The organism is Dactylosporangium roseum (assembly GCF_025264685.1).
In the GTDB taxonomy this organism is placed as follows: domain Bacteria; phylum Actinomycetota; class Actinomycetes; order Mycobacteriales; family Micromonosporaceae; genus Dactylosporangium; species Dactylosporangium roseum.
This window is the reverse complement of the sequence record NZ_CP073721.1, coordinates 2,101,780-2,123,881: the sequence shown is the minus strand read 5'-3', so window position 1 is coordinate 2,123,881 and position 22,102 is coordinate 2,101,780. Positions and strand designations below refer to the sequence as shown.

The 22,102-nt window shown below is 72.0% G+C and carries 18 protein-coding genes and 1 pseudogene; 11 read left to right on the top strand and 8 right to left on the bottom strand.

Annotated elements, in window-relative coordinates; genetic code table 11:
• Positions 1-9: 9 nt before the first annotated feature.
• Positions 10-1,302, bottom strand: coding sequence for an IS4 family transposase (locus Drose_RS10640; RefSeq protein WP_260728005.1), 1,293 nt, complete (start codon positions 1,300-1,302; stop codon positions 10-12).
• Between the two features lie 199 nt (positions 1,303-1,501).
• Entirely contained in the window at positions 1,502-4,429 is a 2,928-nt protein-coding gene (locus Drose_RS10635; RefSeq protein WP_260728004.1) for a LuxR C-terminal-related transcriptional regulator, read from the bottom strand.
• A 63-nt stretch (positions 4,430-4,492) separates the two neighbouring features.
• Here Drose_RS10635 and Drose_RS10630 point away from each other — a divergent pair.
• The 7 genes and pseudogenes from Drose_RS10630 to Drose_RS10600 all read left to right on the top strand — a co-directional run.
• Positions 4,493-5,239: pseudogene (locus Drose_RS10630) on the top strand (PP2C family protein-serine/threonine phosphatase); the annotation flags it as partial.
• A 463-nt stretch (positions 5,240-5,702) separates the two neighbouring features.
• Positions 5,703-6,494, top strand: coding sequence for a serine/threonine-protein kinase (locus Drose_RS10625; RefSeq protein WP_260728003.1), 792 nt, complete (start codon positions 5,703-5,705; stop codon positions 6,492-6,494).
• Between the two features lie 178 nt (positions 6,495-6,672).
• Positions 6,673-6,840, top strand: a complete 168-nt coding sequence (locus Drose_RS10620) for an LPXTG cell wall anchor domain-containing protein (RefSeq protein WP_259862599.1) — start codon at positions 6,673-6,675, stop codon at positions 6,838-6,840.
• A 3-nt stretch (positions 6,841-6,843) separates the two neighbouring features.
• Positions 6,844-8,166 (top strand): glycosyltransferase family 2 protein, encoded by a 1,323-nt coding sequence (locus tag Drose_RS10615; RefSeq protein ID WP_260728002.1) that lies wholly within the window; start codon positions 6,844-6,846, stop codon positions 8,164-8,166.
• Between the two features lie 141 nt (positions 8,167-8,307).
• The gene (gene wecB / locus Drose_RS10610) at positions 8,308-9,477 is read left to right on the top strand and encodes a non-hydrolyzing UDP-N-acetylglucosamine 2-epimerase (protein ID WP_260728001.1); all 1,170 of its coding nucleotides are present in this window, start codon (positions 8,308-8,310) and stop codon (positions 9,475-9,477) included.
• A gap of 11 nt (positions 9,478-9,488) precedes the next feature.
• A complete protein-coding gene (locus tag Drose_RS10605; protein WP_260728000.1) occupies positions 9,489-11,324 on the top strand; it encodes a polysaccharide deacetylase family protein in 1,836 nt (611 codons plus the stop codon).
• Positions 11,325-11,440: 116 nt separating this feature from the next.
• Positions 11,441-12,013, top strand: a complete 573-nt coding sequence (locus tag Drose_RS10600) for a hypothetical protein (RefSeq protein ID WP_260727999.1) — start codon at positions 11,441-11,443, stop codon at positions 12,011-12,013.
• A 177-nt stretch (positions 12,014-12,190) separates the two neighbouring features.
• On the opposite strand, the gene Drose_RS10595 is transcribed toward Drose_RS10600, so the two are convergent.
• Positions 12,191-12,556 carry a hypothetical protein gene (locus tag Drose_RS10595; RefSeq protein WP_260727998.1) on the bottom strand — a complete coding sequence of 122 codons (366 nt, stop codon included), beginning with the start codon at positions 12,554-12,556 and terminating at the stop codon, positions 12,191-12,193.
• A 245-nt stretch (positions 12,557-12,801) separates the two neighbouring features.
• Between Drose_RS10595 and Drose_RS10590 the strand changes: the two genes are divergently transcribed.
• Together Drose_RS10590 and Drose_RS10585 are read left to right on the top strand one after the other, a co-directional pair.
• The gene (locus Drose_RS10590; protein ID WP_260727997.1) at positions 12,802-14,106 is read left to right on the top strand and encodes a glycoside hydrolase family 88 protein; all 1,305 of its coding nucleotides are present in this window, start codon (positions 12,802-12,804) and stop codon (positions 14,104-14,106) included.
• On the top strand, positions 14,103-14,858 hold the full coding sequence (locus Drose_RS10585; RefSeq protein ID WP_260727996.1) for a 3-ketoacyl-ACP reductase: 756 nt from the start codon (positions 14,103-14,105) through the stop codon (positions 14,856-14,858). Before Drose_RS10590 ends, Drose_RS10585 begins: the two co-directional genes overlap by 4 nt.
• Positions 14,859-14,944: 86 nt before the next feature.
• Here the strand turns inward: Drose_RS10585 and Drose_RS10580 are convergent, their stop codons facing one another.
• The 5 genes from Drose_RS10580 to Drose_RS10560 form a co-directional block, all read right to left on the bottom strand.
• Positions 14,945-16,339 (bottom strand): MFS transporter, encoded by a 1,395-nt coding sequence (locus tag Drose_RS10580; protein ID WP_390891367.1) that lies wholly within the window; start codon positions 16,337-16,339, stop codon positions 14,945-14,947.
• 129 nt (positions 16,340-16,468) lie between these two features.
• A complete protein-coding gene (locus tag Drose_RS10575) occupies positions 16,469-17,182 on the bottom strand; it encodes an ABC transporter permease (RefSeq protein WP_260727994.1) in 714 nt (237 codons plus the stop codon).
• Positions 17,182-18,093: an ABC transporter ATP-binding protein gene (locus tag Drose_RS10570; RefSeq protein ID WP_260727993.1), complete on the bottom strand. Its 912-nt coding sequence runs from the start codon at positions 18,091-18,093 to the stop codon at positions 17,182-17,184. The genes Drose_RS10575 and Drose_RS10570 overlap by 1 nt, the downstream gene beginning before the upstream one ends.
• A gap of 1 nt (position 18,094) precedes the next feature.
• Positions 18,095-18,973, bottom strand: coding sequence for an ABC transporter permease (locus tag Drose_RS10565; protein WP_260727992.1), 879 nt, complete (start codon positions 18,971-18,973; stop codon positions 18,095-18,097).
• On the bottom strand, positions 18,957-19,904 hold the full coding sequence (locus Drose_RS10560; RefSeq protein WP_260727991.1) for an ABC transporter ATP-binding protein: 948 nt from the start codon (positions 19,902-19,904) through the stop codon (positions 18,957-18,959). Before Drose_RS10560 ends, Drose_RS10565 begins: the two co-directional genes overlap by 17 nt.
• A 139-nt stretch (positions 19,905-20,043) precedes the next feature.
• Here Drose_RS10560 and Drose_RS10555 point away from each other — a divergent pair, with 139 nt between their 5' ends.
• Together Drose_RS10555 and Drose_RS10550 are read left to right on the top strand one after the other, a co-directional pair.
• Positions 20,044-21,129: a GGDEF domain-containing protein gene (locus tag Drose_RS10555; protein ID WP_260727990.1), complete on the top strand. Its 1,086-nt coding sequence runs from the start codon at positions 20,044-20,046 to the stop codon at positions 21,127-21,129.
• Between the two features lie 492 nt (positions 21,130-21,621).
• Positions 21,622-21,876: a DUF6412 domain-containing protein gene (locus Drose_RS10550; protein WP_260727989.1), complete on the top strand. Its 255-nt coding sequence runs from the start codon at positions 21,622-21,624 to the stop codon at positions 21,874-21,876.
• Positions 21,877-22,102: the final 226 nt, after the last annotated feature.

Here is a 22,102-nt window from a genome sequence, read left to right as displayed (position 1 = left end):
GGCTGGTCGTCAAGGGGGTTCGGCGAGGATCGTGAGGCTGATGGTGGCTTGGTAGGTGCGTCGGTCGATGTTCGGGCCGCGGGCGTTGTATTTGGAGATTGCTCGTTTGACGGTGCGGGCGTTGACGCGGAGCCGTCGCTCGGGCAGGAGATCGTTCAGGACGAGGCGGCCGATGTTGCCGACCAGGTCGATGACGGTGTCGGCGATCACCCCGGCGGCGTGCACGATCTGGTCACGGGCAGCGTGCAGGGCGATGGTGAAGCTGGCCCGGTCAGGGTCCACTGCGGTGTCGCTGTTGGTGGCGTCGGTCATGGCGGTGCGCAGGATCTGGTAGGTGACCAGCAAGGCGTGGATCTCCTGGTCGACGCCGGCCGGGGTCCGGGCCCGCAGGACCCGGCCGCCGAGGATGCTGGACTTGATCTCCAGGTAGGCGGTCTCGATCTCCCACCGTTCGTGGTAGAGCCGCAGCATCGCGGTGGCCGGATGGGCCTGCGGGTCCAGCAGGGTGGTGATCAGCCGGTAGACACCGGTGACCGTGCCGGCCTTGGTCGCGATGCTGATCTCGGCGTCGATGACCCGTACCGGCTGGCCGCCGAACACCGATCGGTAGGAGCCGTCCCGGAAACGGTGCAGCATCGGCAGTTTCGGGCCGCCGCGGCCGGTCTTGGCCCGCACCAGCAGATGCGCCTGCCGGCCGGTCACGATCTTGAGCAGATGCCCGGCGGCGAAGTTACGGTCGGCCAGCAGCAGCACCCCGGCGGGCAGCCGGGCCAACAGATCCCTGGCATAGGTGGTCTCGCCGCAGGTGATCGCCCCGAACACCGCGTCCATCACCGACCGGGTGCCACACGCCATCACCGTCACCAGCCGCAGCATCGGATAACCCGACCCGCCGGTGCGCCCGCCGCGCTGCTTGCTGAACCGGGTCAGGTTCGCCGCGCTGTCCGCCGCGAACAACATGGTCCCGTCGATCGCGCAGACCAGCAGCCCCCGCCAGCGCACCGGCCCCGCCATCGCCGCCGCCGGGCCGCGCAGCAGGTCGAACAACGCCCGCAACGGTTGCGGGCCGACCCGCTGGCGGGCCTTGGTCAACGCGGCCTCGCTCGGGTACGCGACCGGCAGCCCGTCCAGACCGGCGACCAGACGCTGCCACACCTGCCGATACCCCAACTCGGCGAACAAACAACCCGCCAGCAGCAGATACACCACCACCCGCGACGGCAGATCCCGCACCCGCCGCTGCATGCAGCGGGTCTGAGCAAGTACGGCATCGACCATCTCGAACGGCACCTGCTGGGTCAACTCACCCAGATGACCCGGCGCGAACGAACCTGCCGCGACCCGCACCACACGCGTAATGACAGACTGAACCAACAGCGGGACTCCCGGCAGCAAGGCATGTCTTGGCGGACGTACCTCTCTACCGGAGTCCCGCTGCCCACATCCACACCAACACACCACTTGACCAGCCACCGCTGGGCTTAACTACCCGGCATTGGGACTAGCGCTCGGGGGCCAGGCGGTGCCTGACCGCCCAGAGCGCGGCCTCGGTGCGTGACGCCGCGCCGGTCTTGCGCAGCAGGTTGGACACGTGCACCGTCACGGTGCGGATGGAGATGCCGAGCGAGCTGGCCACCTGCTGGTTCGTCATGCCGGCGGCCAGGCAGCCGAGCACCTCGATCTCGCGGGCGGTGAGGTCGCCGCCGGCCCGCAGGCTGTGCAGGAGGGTCTCCGCCTCGGTGAGCCGCCAGCCGGGCCAATGGGCGAGCAGCGCGACGGCCCGCTCCGCGTGCTGGCGGGCCTGGCCGGCCTGCCCGAGCCGCAGCAGCGCGTGCGCGACGGCGGTGTGCACGGCGGCGGCGTCGGGCCTGCTCTCGTTGGTGCCGTGGTCGGTGCTGCGGTCGATGTCGTAGTCGGTGTCGCGGTCCTTGTCGTGGTCGGTGTCGTGGTCGGTGTCGTGGTCGGTGTCGGCCGCGCCGAGCGCCTCCGGCAGCAGGTCGACCGCCTCGGTGTCACGGCCGGCGGCGACCGCCAGGAGCAGGCGCAGCGACGGTGGTCGTACGGCGACGTGCTCCTCCACCGTCGCCGCGGGCACGCCGCCGTGGAGGGCCCAGCGGGCCGCCTCGACGACCCGGGCCGGGCGGCACCACTCGGCGCACTCGGCGAGGGCTCGCACCGGGTCGACCGGGTGCACCCCGCGGGCGGCGACCGCGACCCGCAGCACCCGGACCAGCCCGGTGTCGCGCCCCTCGGCGTCGGCGCGGGCCAGCATCCGCACGGCCAGCGAGTCGTCGCCGCGCTCCAGGGCCAGGAGCCCGGCGCGGGCGGTGAACCGCACCCGTTCGACCGGGTCGCCCTCGATCGGCAGGCGGGACCAGACCAGCGCCTCCGCCCTTGCCAGGTCTCCGGTGGCGACGGCGTGGGCGACGCCGAGGCTGGTCGTACGACCGGCGCAGAACTCCAGCCCGAACCGCGCGAGGGTGGCCATGGCCTCGTCGAAGAGCCGGCGGCCGTCGACGTCGCCCAGCCTCGGGAGGCTGACGGCGACGAGGTTGTGGACGGCGCGGCCGACGGTGACCGGATCGTGGTCGCGTTCGGCGAGCCGGCGGGCCACGCGCAGGAGTGCGGTGCCGCGGTCGAAGGCCCCGGTGAACGCCAGCGCCGTGCCGAGCGTGACGGACGCGGGCGCGATCCCGGTGCCGGCCCGCTCGGCGGCGGCGAGTGCGGCCTCGGCGAGCGTCAGGACACCGGCCGGCTCCTCGGTGCGCAGGGCGCCCTCCGCCTCGGCGGCGAGCTGCCGGGCGAGAGAAGCGGGCGACCCGCCGACGACGGCGGCCCGGTCGAGCGACCGCCGGTGCCCGTCCGGGTCCCCGAGACACCACCGGATCGCGGCCACCGTGCGATGCGCGTCCGCGAGTTCGTCGGCGCCGTCCCCTGTGGCGGCCGCGCCGCCCGCCCCCGAGACCGGCACCCCCGCCGCACCGGCTCCACCCGACGGCGCCGCCCGCCCACCGGCCCCCGAGATCGGCACCCCCGCCGTCCCGGGGTCCGCGGCCGTCGGCGCTCCGGCGGCCTCGGCCAGGTCCAGCCACTCGGCCGCGTGGCCCGCGGCCACCGCGAAACGGCCGGCCACGAAGGCGGCCGCGGCGCCGGCGGCGGACAGCGAGCGGCGCTCGGCGTCCGGGCACTGGAGGCGCAGGCCCAGCTCCACCAGGTCCAGCGCGGCCTCCGGCCGGCCGTCGGCGAGACTCGCGACCGCGCCGCGGGCGGCGGCCGCGCGGGCCTCGCCGGGGCGGCCCAGTGCCGCCGCGTGGCGGGCCAGCGCCGGGTCGTCGCCGAGCTCCACCGCCAGCGCGCGGGCCAGGGTGTGCACCCGCGTCCGCTCGCCCGGCAGCGCGGTGCGGGCCAGCGCCTCCCGCAACAGCGGGTGCCGGAACCGCAGCGGGCCCGCCGGCGCCAGGTCCGGGGTGATCACCAGCATGCCGAGGTCGAGGAGGCGGCGCAGGCCCGGCTCGACGTCGCCGCCGCAGACGTGGAACAGCACGTCGCTCTCGACCGGGTCGCCGAGCAGCGCCGCCGCGCGGGCCACGCGGCCGACGAGGGCCGGCTCGCCGGCGAGGGGCTCGACCAGCAGGCCCACCACGTGGTCGGGCAGCGGGGCGGCGGCCGGGCCGTCCGGGCCGTCCGGGGAGCCGTGGGCGGTGACGAGCTCAGTCAGCCAGAAGGGGTTGCCACCGGTGCGGCGCAGCACGGCGCGGACGGTTTCCGGCGCCGGGGTGCTGGCGTGGTACGCCTCGATGAGTTCCGCGGTCTCCCGCGCGGTGAACGGCGGCAGGTGGATGCGCAGCACCCCGGGCGCGCCGGCGAGCCTGCGCAGCGTGCGGGCGGCGGCCGGGGCGAACGCGGCCTCCTGCGGCGGGCGGCTCGTCACGAGCAGCAGCGCGGGCAACGCCGCCCCGGCGAGCTCGCCGAGCAGGGTCAGGCTCGCCGGGTCGAGGTCGTGCAGATCCTCGACGACGAGGACACCGCGGCGGCCGTCGAGCAGCGCCCGGACCACGTCGACGGCGGCGCGCAGCATCGCGGCCGGGGCGAGCCGTGCACCCTCCGCGGCCGGACCGGAGGCGGCCCCCGCGATGCGCACCGGGGCCTGCGCGAGCTGGGCCAGCACGGCCTCGTCCACCGGGAGGCCGTCCGTGGACCTGCCGCTCAGTACCGAGGCCAGCCAGTCGTGCGGCGCGGCGCCGAGGGTTCGCGCGGCACCGGCCAGTACCACCTCGGCGTCGATCTGATCGAGCGCCTCCGACACCAGCCGGCTCTTGCCGCTGCCGGCCTCCCCGGTGACCAGCACCACGCGGGACGCTCCGGACCGCCACGCACCCTCGATCCCGGCGAGCTCCGCGGCTCGGCCGACGAACGGGGCGGCTGGCATCCGGTCACCATACGCACAACTGCGTAGAGACGCCGCGTGGTGCGGTACGGCAGTCTGGCACGCATGGCAGAAGCGGAACCCCAGCCGCTGGCCCTGCAGTGGGCCGCACGCACCGAGGTCGGGCTGGTGCGGGGCAGCAACCAGGACTCGGTGTTCGCCGGCGACCGCCTGCTCGCCGTCGCCGACGGGATGGGCGGGATGGCGGCCGGTGACGTCGCGAGCCGGCTCGTCATCGAGGCGATGAGCCCGCTCGACGGGGAGTTCGCCGCCAACGATCTGCTCACCGCGCTGCGCACGGCCGTCTCCGACGCCAACCGCCGGATCCGCGACGAGGTGGAGGCCGACCCGGCGAAGCAGGGCATGGGCACGACGCTGACCGCGATCCTGTTCTCCGGCACCCGGATCGGGCTGGTCCACATCGGAGACTCCCGCGCCTACCTGCTGCGCGGCGAGGAGTTCAGCCAGGTGACGCGCGACGACACGTATGTGCAGCTACTCGTCGACGAAGGCCAGATCACGCCGGACGAGGCGGCGACACATCCGCAGCGGTCCCTCGTCAGCCGGGTGTTGCAGGGGCAGCCGACCGATCCGGTGTACTCCGTGACGCCCGCCCGGGCCGGCGACCGGTACCTGCTGTGCAGCGACGGCCTCTCCGGCGTGCTGCGCGCGGAGACGATCGAGGAGGCGATGCGCGAGTACGGCGACGTGGACGAGTGCGTCGACCGGCTCGTCGACCTGGCGCTACGGGCCGGGGGGCCGGACAACATCACCGTCGTCGTGGCCGACGTCGTCGGGGACGACGTGCCGGAGCCGCGGGGCCTGCGCCACCGCCTGCGGTCGTGGCTCAGCAAGGACGAGGTCACCGGCGCGCGGCTCCCGGCGTAAACCACCGATCCCACCGCTACCCCCTTCCCGTCCCCCCTGGTGCGTTGATCTTGCACTTGTGGTGCCTCGACACTCCGTGAATGTCCGGTTTGTCAGGCACCACAACTGCAAGATCAACGCACCAGGGGGAGGGCGGCGGCGAGGTTGTCGTACGCCGCTGGACGATCGCGCAAGGGCGCTAAGTTCAGCCGTGCGGTCGCCTGTCCGCCCCGGTGTTGCGCTACGGGATGGTGACGCACAGTCGTGGATGCCAACTATGCGCTTCGATCAGCCTTAGGTGCCTGCAATTCGTCCAAATTGCGCTGTATCCAGCATCACGGGACTATCGCAAGCCGGACCGAATAGGGAATAGTCGTCGTTTGTGTCCGGAATCGAGGTTGGCCACAGGGTGCTTGACCGCTACCTGCTGGTCCGTCCGATCGCTCGCGGTGGCGTGTCGCTGGTCTACGAGGCGATCGATCTCGAGCGGCTCCGCCCGGCCGCGGTGAAGCTGCTCGCGCCCGCGTTCGCCCAGAACACGCGCGCCTGCCACGCCGCGCGCCGCGAGCCGCACCTCATGCAGCGGATGCGGCACCCGACGGTGCCGAAGATCTACGGGTACGGCGAGGTCGTCGCGGGCCGGGTGAGCGTGCCCGCGGTGGCGATGGAGCTGCTCAACGGCGTCCCCCTGGCACAGCGCCTGGCCCGCGGGCGGCTGCCCTGGCAGCAGGCGGTGGAGATCGCCGCGTCGGTGGCCGAGATGCTCGCCGTTGCGCACCGGCGCGGCATCGCGCACCGCGACCTCACCGCCGACAACGTCATGCTGACCACCGCGGGCGTGAAGATCATCGACTTCGGGCTCGCCGTGCCGTTCACCCACCCGGCCGCCTCCCGGGTCGAGCACGCCCCGGCCTGGGACGTGCACGCGCTGGGCGTCCTGCTCTACCAGATGCTCACCGGCCGCTCGCCGCACGCGCCCGGCGCGCGACTCCTCCAGGCCGCCCCGACGCCGGTCGTCATGGTCCCCGGGGTGCCACGCTCCGTGGCCGAACTGTGCCGGCAGTGCATGGCCAAACGGCCGGGTGACCGCCCGGAGAGCGCGGCCGTCGCCCTCTCCCTGTGGGCCGAGTTCGCAACCGACTGGCACCGGACCGGAGCCCTCACTGAGAGCTACGGCACACCGCGCGGCCACGGTGCGTAACCACCTCTTTTTGGCTGCGTAAGCGCCCTGTCGGGTGCTTGGGCGGACTTCAGCCGAAGCCCGGCATCACCCATTGTGATCGCAGCCCGGTCGGTTCAAGCTTCTCGGACAGGGTGCACGACGGTTGCCAGCAGGGAGCCGCCGGGCACCACCAACGGATAGCCGAGGGGAAGCTGTCATGTCGTGTACGAAGGTCGCCGGCGGCGCCGCGACCTGCGGGGCCGCCGCAGGTTCACTGCCCGTCACCGGTAGCCCGGTCTTCGCCATCGTCCTGGCCGGTGTCGCGCTCGTCGTGACCGGCTTCTTGATGGTCCGGGCATCCCGCTTCAACCGCAGCGCCGCCTGACCCATGACGGCGATCCTGCTGGTCGGCTTCGCGTTCCTGGCGCTGTGGCCGGCGTACAACCTGGCACTGGTGGCGTTCTCCGCCAGTGACTCGGCCACCGCCGGACGCCGCCGCCGGCGCGATGCCATCGCGCCGAACGGAAACGAGCCGCTGACCTTCTGGATCGTCGTGCCCGCCCTCAACGAGGAACGGGTCGTCGGCCGGACCGTCTCCGCCGCCCTCGCGCTCAGCGGGTCGGCGGGAACACGGACCAGGGTCCTGGTGGTCGATGACGGTTCGGACGACGGCACCCCGGACGTCCTCGCCGGCATCGGCCACCCGGACCTGACAGTCCTGCGCCGCGACTTCCCCGACGCCCGCAAGGGTAAGGGCGAGGCGCTCAACGCGGCGTTCCGCACGATCCGCGACCTCACGCTGCGCCACGGGGAGGACCCGGACCGGGTCGCGGTCGGCGTCATCGACGGCGACGGCCGCGGCAGCACCAACATCCTCACCGAGGTGTCGCGGCTCATGCGGGACCCGGCGGTCGGCGCGGTGCAGACCCGCGTGCGGATCCACAACCGCGACAAGGTGCTCGGCGCGGTGCAGGACCTCGAGTTCGCCGCCATCGCCAACGCCAGCCAGCTACTCCGCGACTCGGCGGGGACGGTCGGGCTGGGCGGCAACGGGCAGTTCGCCCGGCTGTCGTCGCTGATGCGGCTCGGTGCCGCGCCGTGGTCGCACTGCCTGGTCGAGGACCTCGAACTCGGGCTGCGGATGCACCTCAACGGTGAGCGCGTCCGGTACACCTCCATCGCCAGCGTCCGGCAGCAGGGCCTCGTCGACGTCAAGCGGCTGCTGCGCCAGCGCACCCGCTGGGCGCAGGGCAACCTGCAGTGCATCGCCTACGTGCCGCGGCTCGTCGCCTCGCGCCGGATCCGCAACCACGCGCTGCTGGAGATGCTGTACTACCTGCTCGCGCCGTGGATGAACGCCTTCGGTACGGCAACGGTGCTCGCCCTCTGGACGGTCGCGGTGTGGCGACTGCTCCAGGGGCGCGGCGAGACGTTCATGATCCACTCATGGGCGCAGATGGGCGGGGTCGCCGCCTTCTGGGTGGCCGGCATGACCGCACCGGGACTCATCTGGGCGCTGGTGCACCGGCTCCAACTGCGCGACGAGAGGCTCGGGCGGCTGCTGGGGGCGGCGCTGACGTACCCCTTCTTCCTGATGCTCGGCCTGGTGAGCACCTGGCGGGCAATAGCCCGGCAGATTGCCCGCCGCCAGGCATGGGCCAAGACCGAACGCCTGACCGAGGACCCAGCCCCCGACCCCGTCCCCGCCTGACCCCGTCCCCACCCCCGCCCCCAGTCCCACCCCCGCCCCGCGATCTTGCACTTGTGGTGCCCGTTTTATATAGAAATATCGCTATAAGACAGGGACCACAACTGCAAGATCGCGGGGGAACTGACCCCAAGGTGACGCCACATGCTTCCTGAAGTCTTTCTCATCGCCGGTACCCGACCCGAGGCCATCAAGCTCGCACCCGTCGCCGCCGCGATGCGCGCCGCCGGACGGCTCAGCCCGGTCCTGGTCGCCAGCGGGCAGCACCCGGCGATGGTCACTCAGGCCCTGGCCGCGTTCGACGTGGAGGCCGACGTCACGCTCCCGCTGGAGCGGGTCACCGGCAGCCAGCCCGAGCTGCTGACCGAGATGATCAAGCAGTTGGACGCGCTGCTCGCGGAGCGGACTCCGAAGGCCGTCGTCGTGCAGGGCGACACCACCACGACGCTCGCCGGTGCGATGGCCGCCTTCTGGCGCCGCATCCCGGTCGTACACCTCGAGGCCGGCCTGCGCTCCGGTGACCTCGACTCGCCGTTCCCGGAGGAGGCCAACCGCAAGCTCGTCGGGCAGCTCGCCGCGCTGCACCTCGCGCCGACCGCGCTCGCCGCGACGAACCTGCTCGACGAGAGCGTCAGCCCCGCCAGCGTGCTCATCACCGGCAACACCGTCGTCGACGCCTCGCTGGAGATCGCGGCGAAGGAGCTGCCGTTCGAGGACGCCGGCGTCGCCGCCGCGGTCGACGCCGCCACCCACGGCGAGGCCCGGCTGGTGCTCGTCACCGCCCACCGCCGCGAGTCGTGGGGCGAGCCGCTGGAGCGCATCCTGCGCGCCGTGCGCCGGCTCGTCGATGCGTACCCGGACATCCGCGTCGTCCTGCCCGCCCACGCCAACCCGGCGGTGCGCGCCCAGGTCGAGGCCGGGCTGACGGGGGTGCCGCGGGTGACGATCACCGACCCGCTGCCGTACCCGGCGCTCGCCCGGGTGCTCTCCCGCGCGTACCTGACGCTCACCGACTCCGGCGGCATCCAGGAGGAGGCGCCGTCGTTCAAGGTGCCCGCCCTGGTGCTCCGCGAGGTGACCGAACGCGTCGAGTCGCTCCACGCCGGCTGCGCCAAGCTCGTCGGTACCGACGAGGAGCTGATCGTCGCGGAGGCCGCGCGCCTGTTCGACGACCCGATGCTGCGGCAGTCGATGACCGCCAGCGGCAACCCGTACGGCGACGGGCTCGCGTCGCAGCGGACCGAGCAGGCCATCGCCGCACTGCTCGGCCTCACCTCCGCGCCGTCCCCGATGCCTTCCCCGTCGTACGTCTGAGAGGCCTGACGATGTCGAAACGCTCCCCGCTCCGTCTCCTGGCGACGGCCGTCCTGGCCGGCGCGCTCGCCGCCACGGCCCACGCCCTGCCCGGCGCCGCCGCGCCCGGCGCACGAGACCATCGGTGGGCCGGTACCACCGGCGAGTACGCCGCCGCGAGCCAGTCCTCCGTGCCGGCGCCGCCGCGCCCGGCGAAGCTCGTGCCGTCCGAGCGGGTGGTCACCACCGGGCAGGTGAAGCTCCGGGCGGCGGACTCGTGGGGATCGTTGCTGTCGTCGCTGCGCACGGCCCTGACCGGCCTGACGGCCGCCAACCCGACCACGACCACGACCGCCGCGACGAAGACGTCGACCGGCGCCGGCGCGCCCGGCGCGAACCCGTCGACGAAGACGCTGGTCCTCTACGACAACACCGGGCCGTACGGGTGGCTTGGCGAGGACTACGGGATGATGGCGACCAACCTCGTCTCCCACTTCGGCGCCTGGACCGCGCACCCGGTCGGCGGGTACACCGCCGGTGAGCTCGCGAACTACTCCGCGGTCGTCTACGTCGGGTCCACCTACGACGAGCCGATCCCGGCGGCGTTCCTCGACGACGTCCTGGCCACCAGCAAGCCCGTCGTCTGGATGTACGACAACATCTGGCAGTTGACGGCCCGCTCGGCGGACTTCGCCACGAAGTACGGGTACACCTGGAAGGGCTTCGACGTCTCGTCGGTGGCCCGGGTGAACTACAAGGGCACCGCGCTGACCCGCGACGCGCGCAACGCCGGCGGCATCATGGACTACGCGATCTACGACGCCGCCAAGGCGGTCGGCGTCGGCGAGGCGGTCCGCGCCGACGGCACGAAGTTTCCGTGGGGCGTCAAGTCGGGCAACCTGACGTACCTCGGCGAGATCCCGTTCTCGTACATCACTTCCAACGACCGGTACCTCGCCTTCTCCGACCTGCTGTTCGACGCCCTCGCCCCGCAGACGGCGGCGCGGCACCGGGCGCTGGTCCGGATCGAGGACGTCGGCCCCGACGCCGACCCGGCCGAGCTGCGCGCCGTCGCCGACTACCTGTCGAGCAGGAACGTCCCGTTCACCGTCGCCGTCTACAGCCGGTACCGCGACCCGAAGGGCGTGAACAACAACGGCAAGGCCGAGGACTACACGCTGCGCCAGCGGCCACTGGTGGTCAGCGCCCTGAAGTACATGCAGAGCAAGGGCGGCACCCTGCTCATGCACGGCTACACGCACCAGCTCGACGCGCTGAACAACCCGTACGACGGGGTGAGCGCGAACGACTTCGAGTTCTTCCGGGCCCACGTCGACGCCAACGACGCCGTGATCTACGACGGCCCGGTGAAGAACGACTCGGCGGCCAACGTGACCGCGCGGGTCACCGCCGCCCGCGCCGAGTTCCTCGTGGCCGGCCTCAAGCAGCCGACCATCTTCGAGCCGCCGCACTACGCGGCCAGCGCGCTGGACTACAAGACGATCACCTCGCTCTTCGGGGTTCGTTACGACCGGGGGTTGTACTTCCCGGGCGTGCTCTCCGGCGGGACCGTGGACAACGGCGTGGCGCACATGGTGGGGCAGTTCTTCCCGTACACGGTGCGTGACGTCTACGGCTCGACGGTTGTCCCGGAGAACATCGGCAACATCGAGCCGGAGCCGTTCAACCAGCACCCGGCGGTGCTGCCGGCGGACCTGGTCGCCAACGCCAAGGCCAACCTGGCGGTCCGCGACGGGGTGGCGAGCTTCTTCTACCACCCGTATCTGGGCACCTCCTACCTGCAGCAGACGGTCGAGGGCATCCAGGGCCTCGGCTACACCTTCGTCGCGGCGTCCGCGATGTCGTAACTCATCGCCACTCGGGGGCGGATCCACAACCGGATCCGCCCCTGGATCATGAGCGGGTTGTCCACAGCGGCCCGGTCCGGGTTGCTCGCCGGTCCGGCGGCGATGAATGCTTGCCCGTGCAGGACGAATCGGAGTGGACGGGCCCGCCGCGGCGGTCCCAGCAGCAGATCATCACGGCCGCCCAGCTCAGGCAGGCGGGGATCACCAGGGGCCGGCTGCGGTGGGAGCTGGAAACCGGACGGTGGCAGACTGTGCTGCCTTCCGTCTACGCGATGTTCAGCGGTGTGCTGCGGGAGCGGCAGCGGCTGATCGCCGCGCTGCTCTTCGGCGGGCCGGGCGCGTACCTCACCGGAGCGGCAGCGCTCGGCGTGCACGGATTCCGCAACGTGCCGAGGGATCCGTCCATCCGGGTCCTCATCCCGCACGAGCGCCGGATACGGTCGAGCGGCTTCGTCCGGGTGCACCGCACGACGCGGCCCGATCCGTTCGCTCGGCAGGACGGCGCGCTCCGGCTGACCTCGCCCGAGCGGTCGGTGGTCGAGGCTGCTCTGCGCTGTGACGACCCGCGGCAGGTGCGGGCGATGGTCGCCGAGTCGGTGCAGGCCGGGTTCTGCACGGTCAACGATCTCGTCCGGGAGGTGGGCCACGCCCCGCGTTCGGGTGCCAGGGCGGCCGGATCTTTCCCATGATCATGGAGTCGTCCGGTCCGGAACGCGTCGTCCCGGGAACCGGCGGCCACCACGAGCGACCGACGCCGCCCGCGCGACCGTGCGTCACCGTCTCGTAGCGCGACACCGGGGGTGGACGGACGGCCGCGCGGCTTCACTTCGCGGCTCGGCGCCAGGGTGACCAGAGGCTTCCCGCGATCAAGCGGAGCCGAGCAGCAGGGACGGGATCAGGCGCTCCACCGCATATAGGTCGTAGACCCGGCGGATCTCGCGGATCAGGCCGGAGTCGTCCACGAACAGGAACTCGGCCAGGCGGAACGTCTCGTCACCCAGGGTGCAGTCGTAGACCAGGGCCACCCGGCGGTCGATGACCGTGCGGGAGAAGACGGTGACCGAGTCGAGCGCCGCGGCGTAGTCGGTCAGGATCTCGATGAAGTCGCCGTCGGGGTCGAGGTTGGACTCGATCGCCGGGCTCGCGGCGAGCAGGCGGAACAGGTCACTCGTCCGGCCCGCCGTCCAGGCGGCGGCCCAGCGCTCGGCGACGTCCTCAACCGCGGTCTCCATCCCGAACATCCTCGCACGCCCCGCCGCCGCCCTGCGGACGACCGACCGGACCCGGGGCCACCCGCACCCACCCCCGCATCGCGCGTTGATCTTGCAGTTGTGGTGCCTGACAAACCGGTCATTCAGGGAGTGTCTCGGCACCACAACTGCAAGATCGACGCACAAAGGGGGCGCGGCACGGCGCGGGGCGAGGCGGGCGCGGGGTGGGGGTCCCGGGAAAGGGCTTTCCTCGGTACTATCCGAGCATGTTGCGCATCGAAGACGGCCTCACGGCCGGCGGGCTGCGTCCCGCCACCGCGCGGATGTGGGAGCTCTCCGCCGCCAAGATCGACGCTCTCGGCGAGCCGGCGCCGGGCGACGGCTCACCCGTGTTCACCGTCGACGGGCGGTACACGGCACGCGGGTGGACCGAGTGGACGCAAGGGTTCCAGGTCGGCTCGGCGCTGCTGCAGTTCGACGCCACGGACGACAAGCACTTCCTCGATCTGGGCCTGCGCCAGACCCGCTCGCTCATGCCGCCGCACGTCAGCCACATCGGCGTCCACGACCACGGGTTCAACAACGTCAGCACGTACGGCACCCTCCTCCGGCTCATGACCGAGGGCCGCATCGACGACGAGCAGCGCGACGCCACCGAGCTCGCCCTGAAGGTGAGCGGCGCCGTGCAGGCCGCGCGCTGGCAACGGACCGACGACGGGACGGGCTACATCTACTCGTTCAACGGCCCGCAGTCGCTCTTCGTCGACACCATCCGCTCCTGCCGGTCGCTGGCGGTCGCGCATCGGCTCGGCCATGTCCTCATGGGCGAGCACGACGAGCGTATCGACCTGCGCGAGCGGCTCTTGCAGCACGGGCGCAACACCGCCCGGTACAACGTCTACTACGGCCAGGGCCGGGACGCCTACGACGTCCGGGGCCGGACGGCGCACGAGGCGCTGTTCAACGTCAACGACGGCCGGTTCCGCGCGCCGAGCACGCAGCAGGGCTACTCGCCGTTCTCGACGTGGACCCGCGGCCTCGCCTGGGCGATGCTCGGCTTCGCCGAACTGCTGGAGTTCGAGGACGAGCCGGTGTTCGCCGAGGCCGCGAAGGCGACGTGCGACTTCTACATCGAGCACTCCCCCACCGACGGCGTTCCCTACTGGGACACCGGCGCGCCGGGCCTGGCCCGCCTCGACGGCCACCGCGACCGCCCGGCCGACCCGTTCAACGAGCACGAGCCGGTCGACTCGAGCGCGGCCGCGATCGCCGCGCAGGGGCTGCTGCGGCTCGGGCGCCATCTCGGCGAGCGGCGATACGTCCAGGCCGGGCTGACCGTCGCGCGGACCCTGCTCGCCGAGCCGTACCTCTCGACGGATCCGCGCCACCAGGGGCTCCTGCTGCATTCCGTGTACCACCGCCCGAACGGCTGGGACCAGGTCCACGAGGGACAGCACGTCCCGAACGGCGAGTCGAGCATGTGGGGCGACTACCACCTGCGCGAACTCGCGCTGTACCTCGACCGGCTCGAGAACGGCCCGTACCACACCTTCTTCGGCGGTGTCGCGTGAGCGCGGCCCTCGTCACCGGCGCCTCCCGCGGCATCGGGCGCGGCATCGCGCTGGCCCTGGCACACGCCGGGTTCGACGTCGTGGTGAACTTCGCGAGCAACCTGGCGGCGGCCGAGGAGGTCGCCGGAGAGGTCGAAAAAGCAGGAGCCAAAGCGGCGTTGGTACGAGCTGATCTCGCCGACGCCGCCGACCGCGCTCGGCTGGTGGCCGAGGCGTACGAGGCGTTCGGCACCATCGACCTCCTGGTGAACAACGCGGGGGTCGCGCCGGCGCGGCGAGCCGACATCCTGGAGGCCGACGAGGAGTCGTTCGACCGCCTGATCGGCATCAACCTCAAGGGCCCGTACTTCCTCACCCAGCAGGTCGCGCTGCGGATGATCGAGCACGGCACACCCGGCAGGATCGTCACGATCTCGTCGATGTCGGCGTACACCGCGAGCGTCAACCGCGGCGACTACTGCGTGACGAAGGCGGGCCTGTCGATGATGACCAAGCTGTTCGCGGCCCGGCTGGCGGAGCACGGCATCACGGTCTTCGAGGTCCGCCCGGGCATCATCGCGACGGACATGACCGGCCCGGTGAAGGAGCGGTACGACCGGCTGATCCTCGACGAGGGCGTGACCCCGATCCGCCGGTGGGGGCAGCCGGAGGACGTCGGCAAGGCGGTGGTCGCGGTCGCGCAGGGCCTGTTCCCGTTCTCGACCGGCCAGGTGATCGACGTCGACGGCGGCTTCCACCTACGCACCCTCTGACCCGCCCCCCTTGCGCGTTGATCTTGCAGTTGTGGTGCCGGGACACTCCCTGAATGACCGGTTTGTCAGGCACCACAACTGCAAGATCAACGCGCAAGGGGGGCGGCGGCCCGGGTGCGCAGCAGGCGGTGGACGGCCTCGATGTCCGCCGGTGCGGTGCGCGACGCCAGCCAGTACATGATCCCGGTGGGGATGAAGAAGGCCTGGAACGCCGCCAGGCCGATGGCCAGGTTCACCGGCGGCGGGAAGCCGCGCGCCAGCGCGGCGAAGACGGCACCCACCAGGCCGTTGCCGGCGGCACGGCCGACGCCGTTGACGAGGTTGCCCAGCGAGTAGACCGTGCCGCGGTGCTCGGGCGGATTGACGTCGGCGATGAGGGCGAACCAGTTCGGCGAGTTCGCCGACGTCAGGGCCAGGGCGAGCAGCGCGCACAGGAACGCCGCCAGCAGGCCGGGCTCGGTGAACATCGATCCCAGCACCAGCGACAGCGCGTCGTGCTCCGCCGCCGGCGGGGGCAGGGTCAGCGGCGCGAAGAACAGCAGCACGTAGAGCGGCACGCCGGCGAGGATGCCGATGGCGGCGACCTTCGCCCGGCCGCCCGGGTCGCGGCGCTGCCACCGGTCGCCGACCAGGCCGCCGACGATCGAGAGGGCACCGCCGAGCTGGAACAGCGTGGCCAGCAGACCGCCGATCTGGATGGCGGTCTGTTCGTCGTACCCCTGTGCCTCCGCCTTCGCCTGGAAGAGGCGGGGCAGCCAGACCAGTGAACCGAACGTCACCTGCGCGGTCAGGCCCTGCAGCACCAGCCAGACGTTGGTCCGCCGGGCGGCGATGCGGGGCAGGTCGGCACGGGAGATGCGGTGCTCGTACTCCTCGCCCGCGGCGAACACGGCGGCGAGGTCGGGCTCGCTCTGCCCGCGGCGGATGTCGGCGGTCGTGAAGTACGCGATCGAGGCGAGCACGCCGAGGCCGGCGAGCACGGAGAACGGCGTCCGCCAGTCGGTGCCGCCGAGCTGGCTGGCGACCAGCACTCCGGCGAGCGTGCCGACACCCTGCGACAGGCCCCACAGGCTCATGACCAGGCCGCGGCGGCGCGGCGAGATCAGGTCGCTGACCACGGAGAAGCCGACGGAGCCGACCGCGCCGAGCCCTACCGCGGCGAGCACCTGCGCGGCGAAGAACGCCCAGTAGCCGCCGGTGAACACCGTGCCGGCGGTGCCGGCGGCCCAGATCAGGGTGCCGATCACGAGGACCGGCTTGCGATCGGTGTGGTCCCCGACGTAGGCCCAGACGACCGCGGCGACGGCGGTGACGAGGTAGCTGACCGCCGTGACGACCCCGAGCGCTCCCTCACCGACCCCGAGGGCCCGGCTGATCGGCGAGTACAGCGGCGGGACGAGGCTGATGGCCACGTTGTCGAGCGAGGCCAGCACGATGAACACCACGACGCTGTACACCCGATGCGCACCCACGCGCCTCATCCGATCACGGCCCCCGCTCCCCCACCACGCCCCCCGTCACGTTGATCATGCACTTGTGGTGCCATGACACTCCCTGGATGTCCGGGTTTGTCAGGGACCACAAGTGCATGATCAACGCGGCTTCGGGGGTCAGCCCGTCTCGCCCGCGACCGAGAAGGAGCGCAGGCGTTGCACCGCGTACACGGTGGCGGCGAGCGTGAAGACGCCGGCCATCACGAAGCTCACCGGCACCGACACCCGGCCCTGCAGGACCTCGGACGGAGCCAGCCAGTCGACGATCGACACGACGTACTGCTGGATGCTCAGCTTCTGCGTGCCCGACAGGATGTTGCCGAGCAGCCCCTCCCAGAGCACGACGTAGACCAGCCCGAGCAGCACCGGCCGGCGGGTCAGGACGCTGATCATGACGAAGAGCGCCGAGTAGGCCAGGGCGCCCACCACCGCGCCGACCAGGAGGGCGAACGCGAGGGACCACGAGTTGGCGATCACACCGGCGACGAAGAGCGGAGCGCCGGCGAACAGGCCCGTCACCCCGGCGGCCACGACCAGCTTCGTGAAGACGATCTCCGAGCGGGGCAACGGCTTGGCCAGGATGTGGGTGATCGTGCCGTCGTCGATCTCCGAGCCGAGCACGCCGGTGCCGACGATGAGCGCGATGACCGGCAGCACGGCGGTGAAGCCGAGCCCCACGATGATCGGCTCACCCCACTCCTCCGGCGTGGCGCCGGACGCGCGGGCGATCAGCGCGAGGCCGATCAGGATCAGCGGCAGCGGTACGAGCAGCCAGATCCGGCGCCGGCCGAGCAGGCCGCGGGTGGTGATCCGGGCGATCGTCGCGTTCATCAGGCACCCACCAGGTAGGAGAAGACGCTTTCCAGGGACTCGTCGGCGGGCAGCAACTGACGCACCCGCACGCCCTCCTTCAGCGCGATCCGGGGCAGTGCCCGGGTGAACGTGCCGTAGTCGGAGGCGCGGACCTGCAGTCCGGCGGGCTCGAGCTCGACGCCCTTGACCGAGGGCTGCCCGATGAGCGCGACCGCGAGCCGGCGGTCGTCGCTGGAGCGGACGGTGAAGACGTGCGGCCGGTTCGTCATCAGCCGCCGGATGGTGCGGAAGTCACCCGAGGCGGCGAGCCGGCCCGCCACCATCACCTGGACGGTGCCGGAGACCTGCTCGACCTCCTCCAGGATGTGCGAGGAGAACAGCACGGTGCGGCCGTCGTCGCCCATCTTGTGCAGCAGGTCCATCATGTGGAAGCGCTGCCGCGGGTCCATGCCGTTGAACGGCTCGTCGAGCAGCAGCACACCCGGGTCGTGGACCAGGGCCGCGGCCACGCGGGTCCGCTGGCGCATGCCCTTGCTGTACGTGTCGATCCTGCGGTCCTGCGCCGGCTCCATCTCCACCAGGGCGAGTGCCCGGCGGGCCGCCTCCTCGGCGTCGGGCAGCCGGTGCAGGCGGGCGCTCGCGAGGACGAACTCCTTGCCGGTGAGGAACCCGTGCACCGACTCGCGCTCGCTGACCAGGCCGAGGGTCTTGTAGACGTCGGGATTGCGCCAGGCGGGCGCCCCGTCGACGGTCAGCTCACCCTTCGACGGGGCGAGGAACCCGGACATCATGTGCAGCAGCGTGGTCTTGCCCGCGCCGTTGGGCCCGAGCAGGCCGGTCACGCCGGGGCCGAGCGTCATCGACACGTCGTTGACGGCGACCACGTTGCCGTACCACCGCGAAACGTGCTTCAGGTCGACGGTGCCCATGTCAGGCGGCCACCTTCCGGTAACGGGCCAGCAGCAGCGTGATGGCCAGGGCGAGGAGCGCGACGGCGCCGACGCCGTAAAGGGGTCCGAAGTCGCCGGTCGGCATCCGGTTGTTGCCGTCGGCGCCGAACAGCCACTGCTCGAAGCCGCTCAGCAGCGTCATGGGGTTGGCCAGGAAGGCCACGTTGGTCAGCGTCCAGTTCTCCAGCGCGGTGCCGAGCTCGGCGAGGATGCCGACGATCGGGGCGGTGATCAAGAAGACGCCGACGATGAACGCGGCGGCGAACGCGCGGCGGCCGGTCGTCGCCGCCACCACCAGCGCGACCGCGGCCAGGACCAGGGCCTGGATCAGCGCGCTGGCCAGACCCGGCATCATGTCGCCGAGTTCCTTCATGGCCCCGGAGAAGCCGTCGGTACGGGTGAAGATCGCGCCGGTGTAGATCAGGAGCTGCGGGACACCGAGCAGGAGCAGGACGGCGGTCGCCAGCGCGGCGTACTTCGCCAGGGCGTAGTCGGTGCGTGCGAGCGGCCGGGAGAAGTACAGCGGCAGGGTGCGGTCACGCAGGTCGCGCGAGACGAGCTCGGGCCCGACGATCGCCAGGAACAGGATGATCGGGAACGACAGGCCGGTGACGAAGCCGCGGTACGTGATCAGGGTCTGGCCGCTGATCGAGCGGACCGCGATCTCGACGATGGCCACGCCGACGACGATGCCGATCACCAGCCAGGGGAAGATCTTCGCCTTCGCGCCCCGGCCGATGCCGAACGCGGTGCGCAGGCTGTGCTCGTAGAGGGAGCGGTTGGCGTACCACCGGCCGAGACGCGGGCCGCTGTAGCGCTGGTAGCCGATGTCGTGGATGACACTAGTTTGCGGCGCCACGGCCGACCTCCTGAGGTGCTGGGCTGGTGACCGCGGGGCTCTGGAAGAGTTCGGCGACCCGGTGCCGGCGCTGGTCGAGGCGGTGCAGCGGCAGGTCCAGCTCGGCGACGGCGATCAGGATCTGGTCGTACACGTCCTCGCTCTCCAGCGGCACGGTCAGCGCCGCGCCGTCGCGGGTGGCCGGGATGCCGAGCTCGGCCAAGCGCGCGGTGAGCTGGTCGACGCCCTCGCTGACCTCGACGGTCAGCACGTCGCGGCTGGTCGTCATGTCGGACACCGTCGCCGAGCGCAGCAGCCGCCCGCCGTCGATGGCGATGAGCGAGTCGCAGATCCGCTCGACCTCGCCGAGCAGGTGGGAGCAGACCACGATCGAGATGCCGAACTCGGTGCCGATGCGGTGGACCAGGTCGAGCATCGCGTCGCGGCCGGCCGGGTCCAGGCCGTTGGTCGGCTCGTCGAGCAGGAGCAGGTCGGGGTCGTGCGCGAGGGCCTGGGCCAGCTTGACCCGCTGCTTCATGCCGGTCGAGTAGCCGCCGATCTGCCGGTACCGCTCCTCGTAGAGCCCGACGTGGCGCAACGCCTCGGAGGCGCGCTCGCGGGCCGCGTTGGCGGGCAGCCCGCTCATGCGCGCCAGGTGCGTCACGAACTCGGCGGCCGACATCTCGCTCGGCAGGCAGTCGTGCTCCGGCATGTACCCGACCCGGGCGCGCACCTCCTCGGAGTCCGTCGTGGGGTCGAGCCCGAGCACCCGCAGCCCGCCGTCAGACGGCTGGAGCAGCCCGAGCATGATCTTGATAAAGGTCGACTTGCCGGCGCCGTTGGCACCGACGAGCCCGATGATCCCCGGCTCCACGGCCAGGGTCAGTTCCGACAGGGCGGTGACGCCACCCCCGTAGCGCTTCGTCAGCGCACGTGTCTCGATGAGTGCCACGCCGCTGACATTACGGACCGTACACGGTGGCGTGCCATCCGGATCGCACCTGAAAGGCACCACTTAGGGGTTCAACCTGTGAATTCCCTCAGGTTCGGCGATCCGCTCAGGTCAGGGTCGTCGTAGCCGACAGTGCGACGTGAGTGTCGACATCGACGAAGCGTTGCTACGGATGCGCCGCAACCTGGAGTGGACCGGGATCATCTGCCGGTCCGGCTCCGTGCTGTGGATCATCTCAGCGTACGTGCTGCTGCCGGCACCCGCAGCCGGGCTGCTCTCCGGCACGGCCTGGCTGACGGCGGCGGTCCTGGCCCTGCCCGAGCTCGCCATCAACGGTTTCGCCGGCTACGCGCTGCGCAACGTGGCACATCGCCGGTACCCCTGGACGAGTGCGGCACTCGTCGCCTCCGACACCACCACGATCATCGCGACGGTCGTCGTCACCGCCCGGAACCCGGGGGTCGACCTGTGGCCGCTGTTCATCATCCCGATCATCGTCGCCGCCTACCGCCACCGGCTGGCCGGCGCACTGCTGGCGTTCGCCGCCACGGCCGGTGCCTGCCTGATGCTGTACTTCCAGGGTCCGCTCCTCGCCGGCCGGGCGACCAGCGACGACCTGGTGACGATCGCCCCCGCCCTGCTCCTCGTGGTGGCCCTGATGACCGGCCTGCTGTCCCGCGCGCACCACACCCACCTGCGCCAACTGGCCACGGCCCGGACGACACTGCGCCAGCAGGCGCTCTACGATCCGCTGACCGGCCTGGGCAACCGCAACCTGCTGCACGAGCACTCCCGGACGACGCTGTCACCCGGATCGCTGGTGTCGGTGCTGGTGCTGGACCTGGACGGCTTCAAGGCGGTGAACGACACGCTGGGCCACGCGGCGGGCGACGAACTGCTGCGAGTGGTCGCCGGCCGCCTGCGCACCCAGGCGCGCGACGGCGACCTGGTGGCCCGCCTGGGCGGCGACGAGTTCACGGTGATGCTGCACGACACGGACACCCGGACGGCGCGGGAGATCGCCGAGCGCCTCCGCCTGGCGGTGATGGCGCCGATTCTCCTGGGCGGCGAGCAGGTGAGCATCGACGCCAGCATCGGCGTGGCGACAGCGGTGGACGACAGTCTGGACAACCTCCTGCGCACGGCGGACGCTGACATGTACCGAGTGAAGTCCGCCCACCACATCCTGCGCGCATCCCGAGAACCCCTGCGCGAGGCAGCCTGACCGCCGACCGCGCTACGGCACCCGGGCACCGGCGCCCTTCCCGTCTAGGCCGGCCGTTCGGCGGCATCGGCCCACGACGCGCCGGGCCGGGAGGGCGAGCCGCCCGCCGCCGCGGAGCGGCCCCCGAAACCGTGGGACAAGCCGGCGGCGAGCCCAGACCAGCCCCTTGCCAACCCGGATAGGCCGACAATTCGGGCGCGGGGCGCGGAGGCGTCGCCGCCGAGGCGTGCCGGCCGGCGCGCGTTCCGCCGCCAGGCCGCTCGATCCCATGATCATGGAGTCGCCCGGCCGGAACGCGCCGACCCGGGGCCAGCGGCCACCACGAGCGACAGACACCCGCCCGCACGACCGTGCGTCACCATCCGGTAGCGCAACACCGGGATTGCCCGACGACCGCATGGTTCAACTCCGCGGCCTCGCGGCCAGGCAGTGCGATGTTCCCTCGTTCATGGCGCGAGGGTGGAGTTGCGGTGGGAGCGTAGGATTCTCGGCATGTCGTGGTCGATGACCACCCTCTTAACCGCGTGGGGCGCAGTCGCCACGCCGGCCGACATCGTCGCGGTCGCCACCGCCATCATCGCCGGCCTGGCCATCGTCCTCGCGGCCCGGCTCATCGCCGATCTTCCGGCGGCCTCCGCGCGCGGGCGGCTCGTGCCGGCCCGGGTCCGCGCCGAGCGCGCCCGGTTCATCCGCGCCACCGATCCCGATGCCGCGGGACGTCCGCGGCCCCGTGCGCCCGGCGCCTGACCCTTCACGCCGCGCGCCGCGCAACCCGGTCGCCGCGCACTACGGCCCGGCCAGCGCACCACAGCCCGGCCAGCGCACCACGGGCCCGGCCAGCGCGCCTCGGGCCGGTCGCACCACAGCCGGTCACCGCGCCCCGTGCTGGTTGTGCGCGATAGCAAAAGCCAGGTTGCCGCACGCAGGCCCAGCCGATCAGTGACGCCGCCGACCCGGTCGGCGCAGGCCGGCC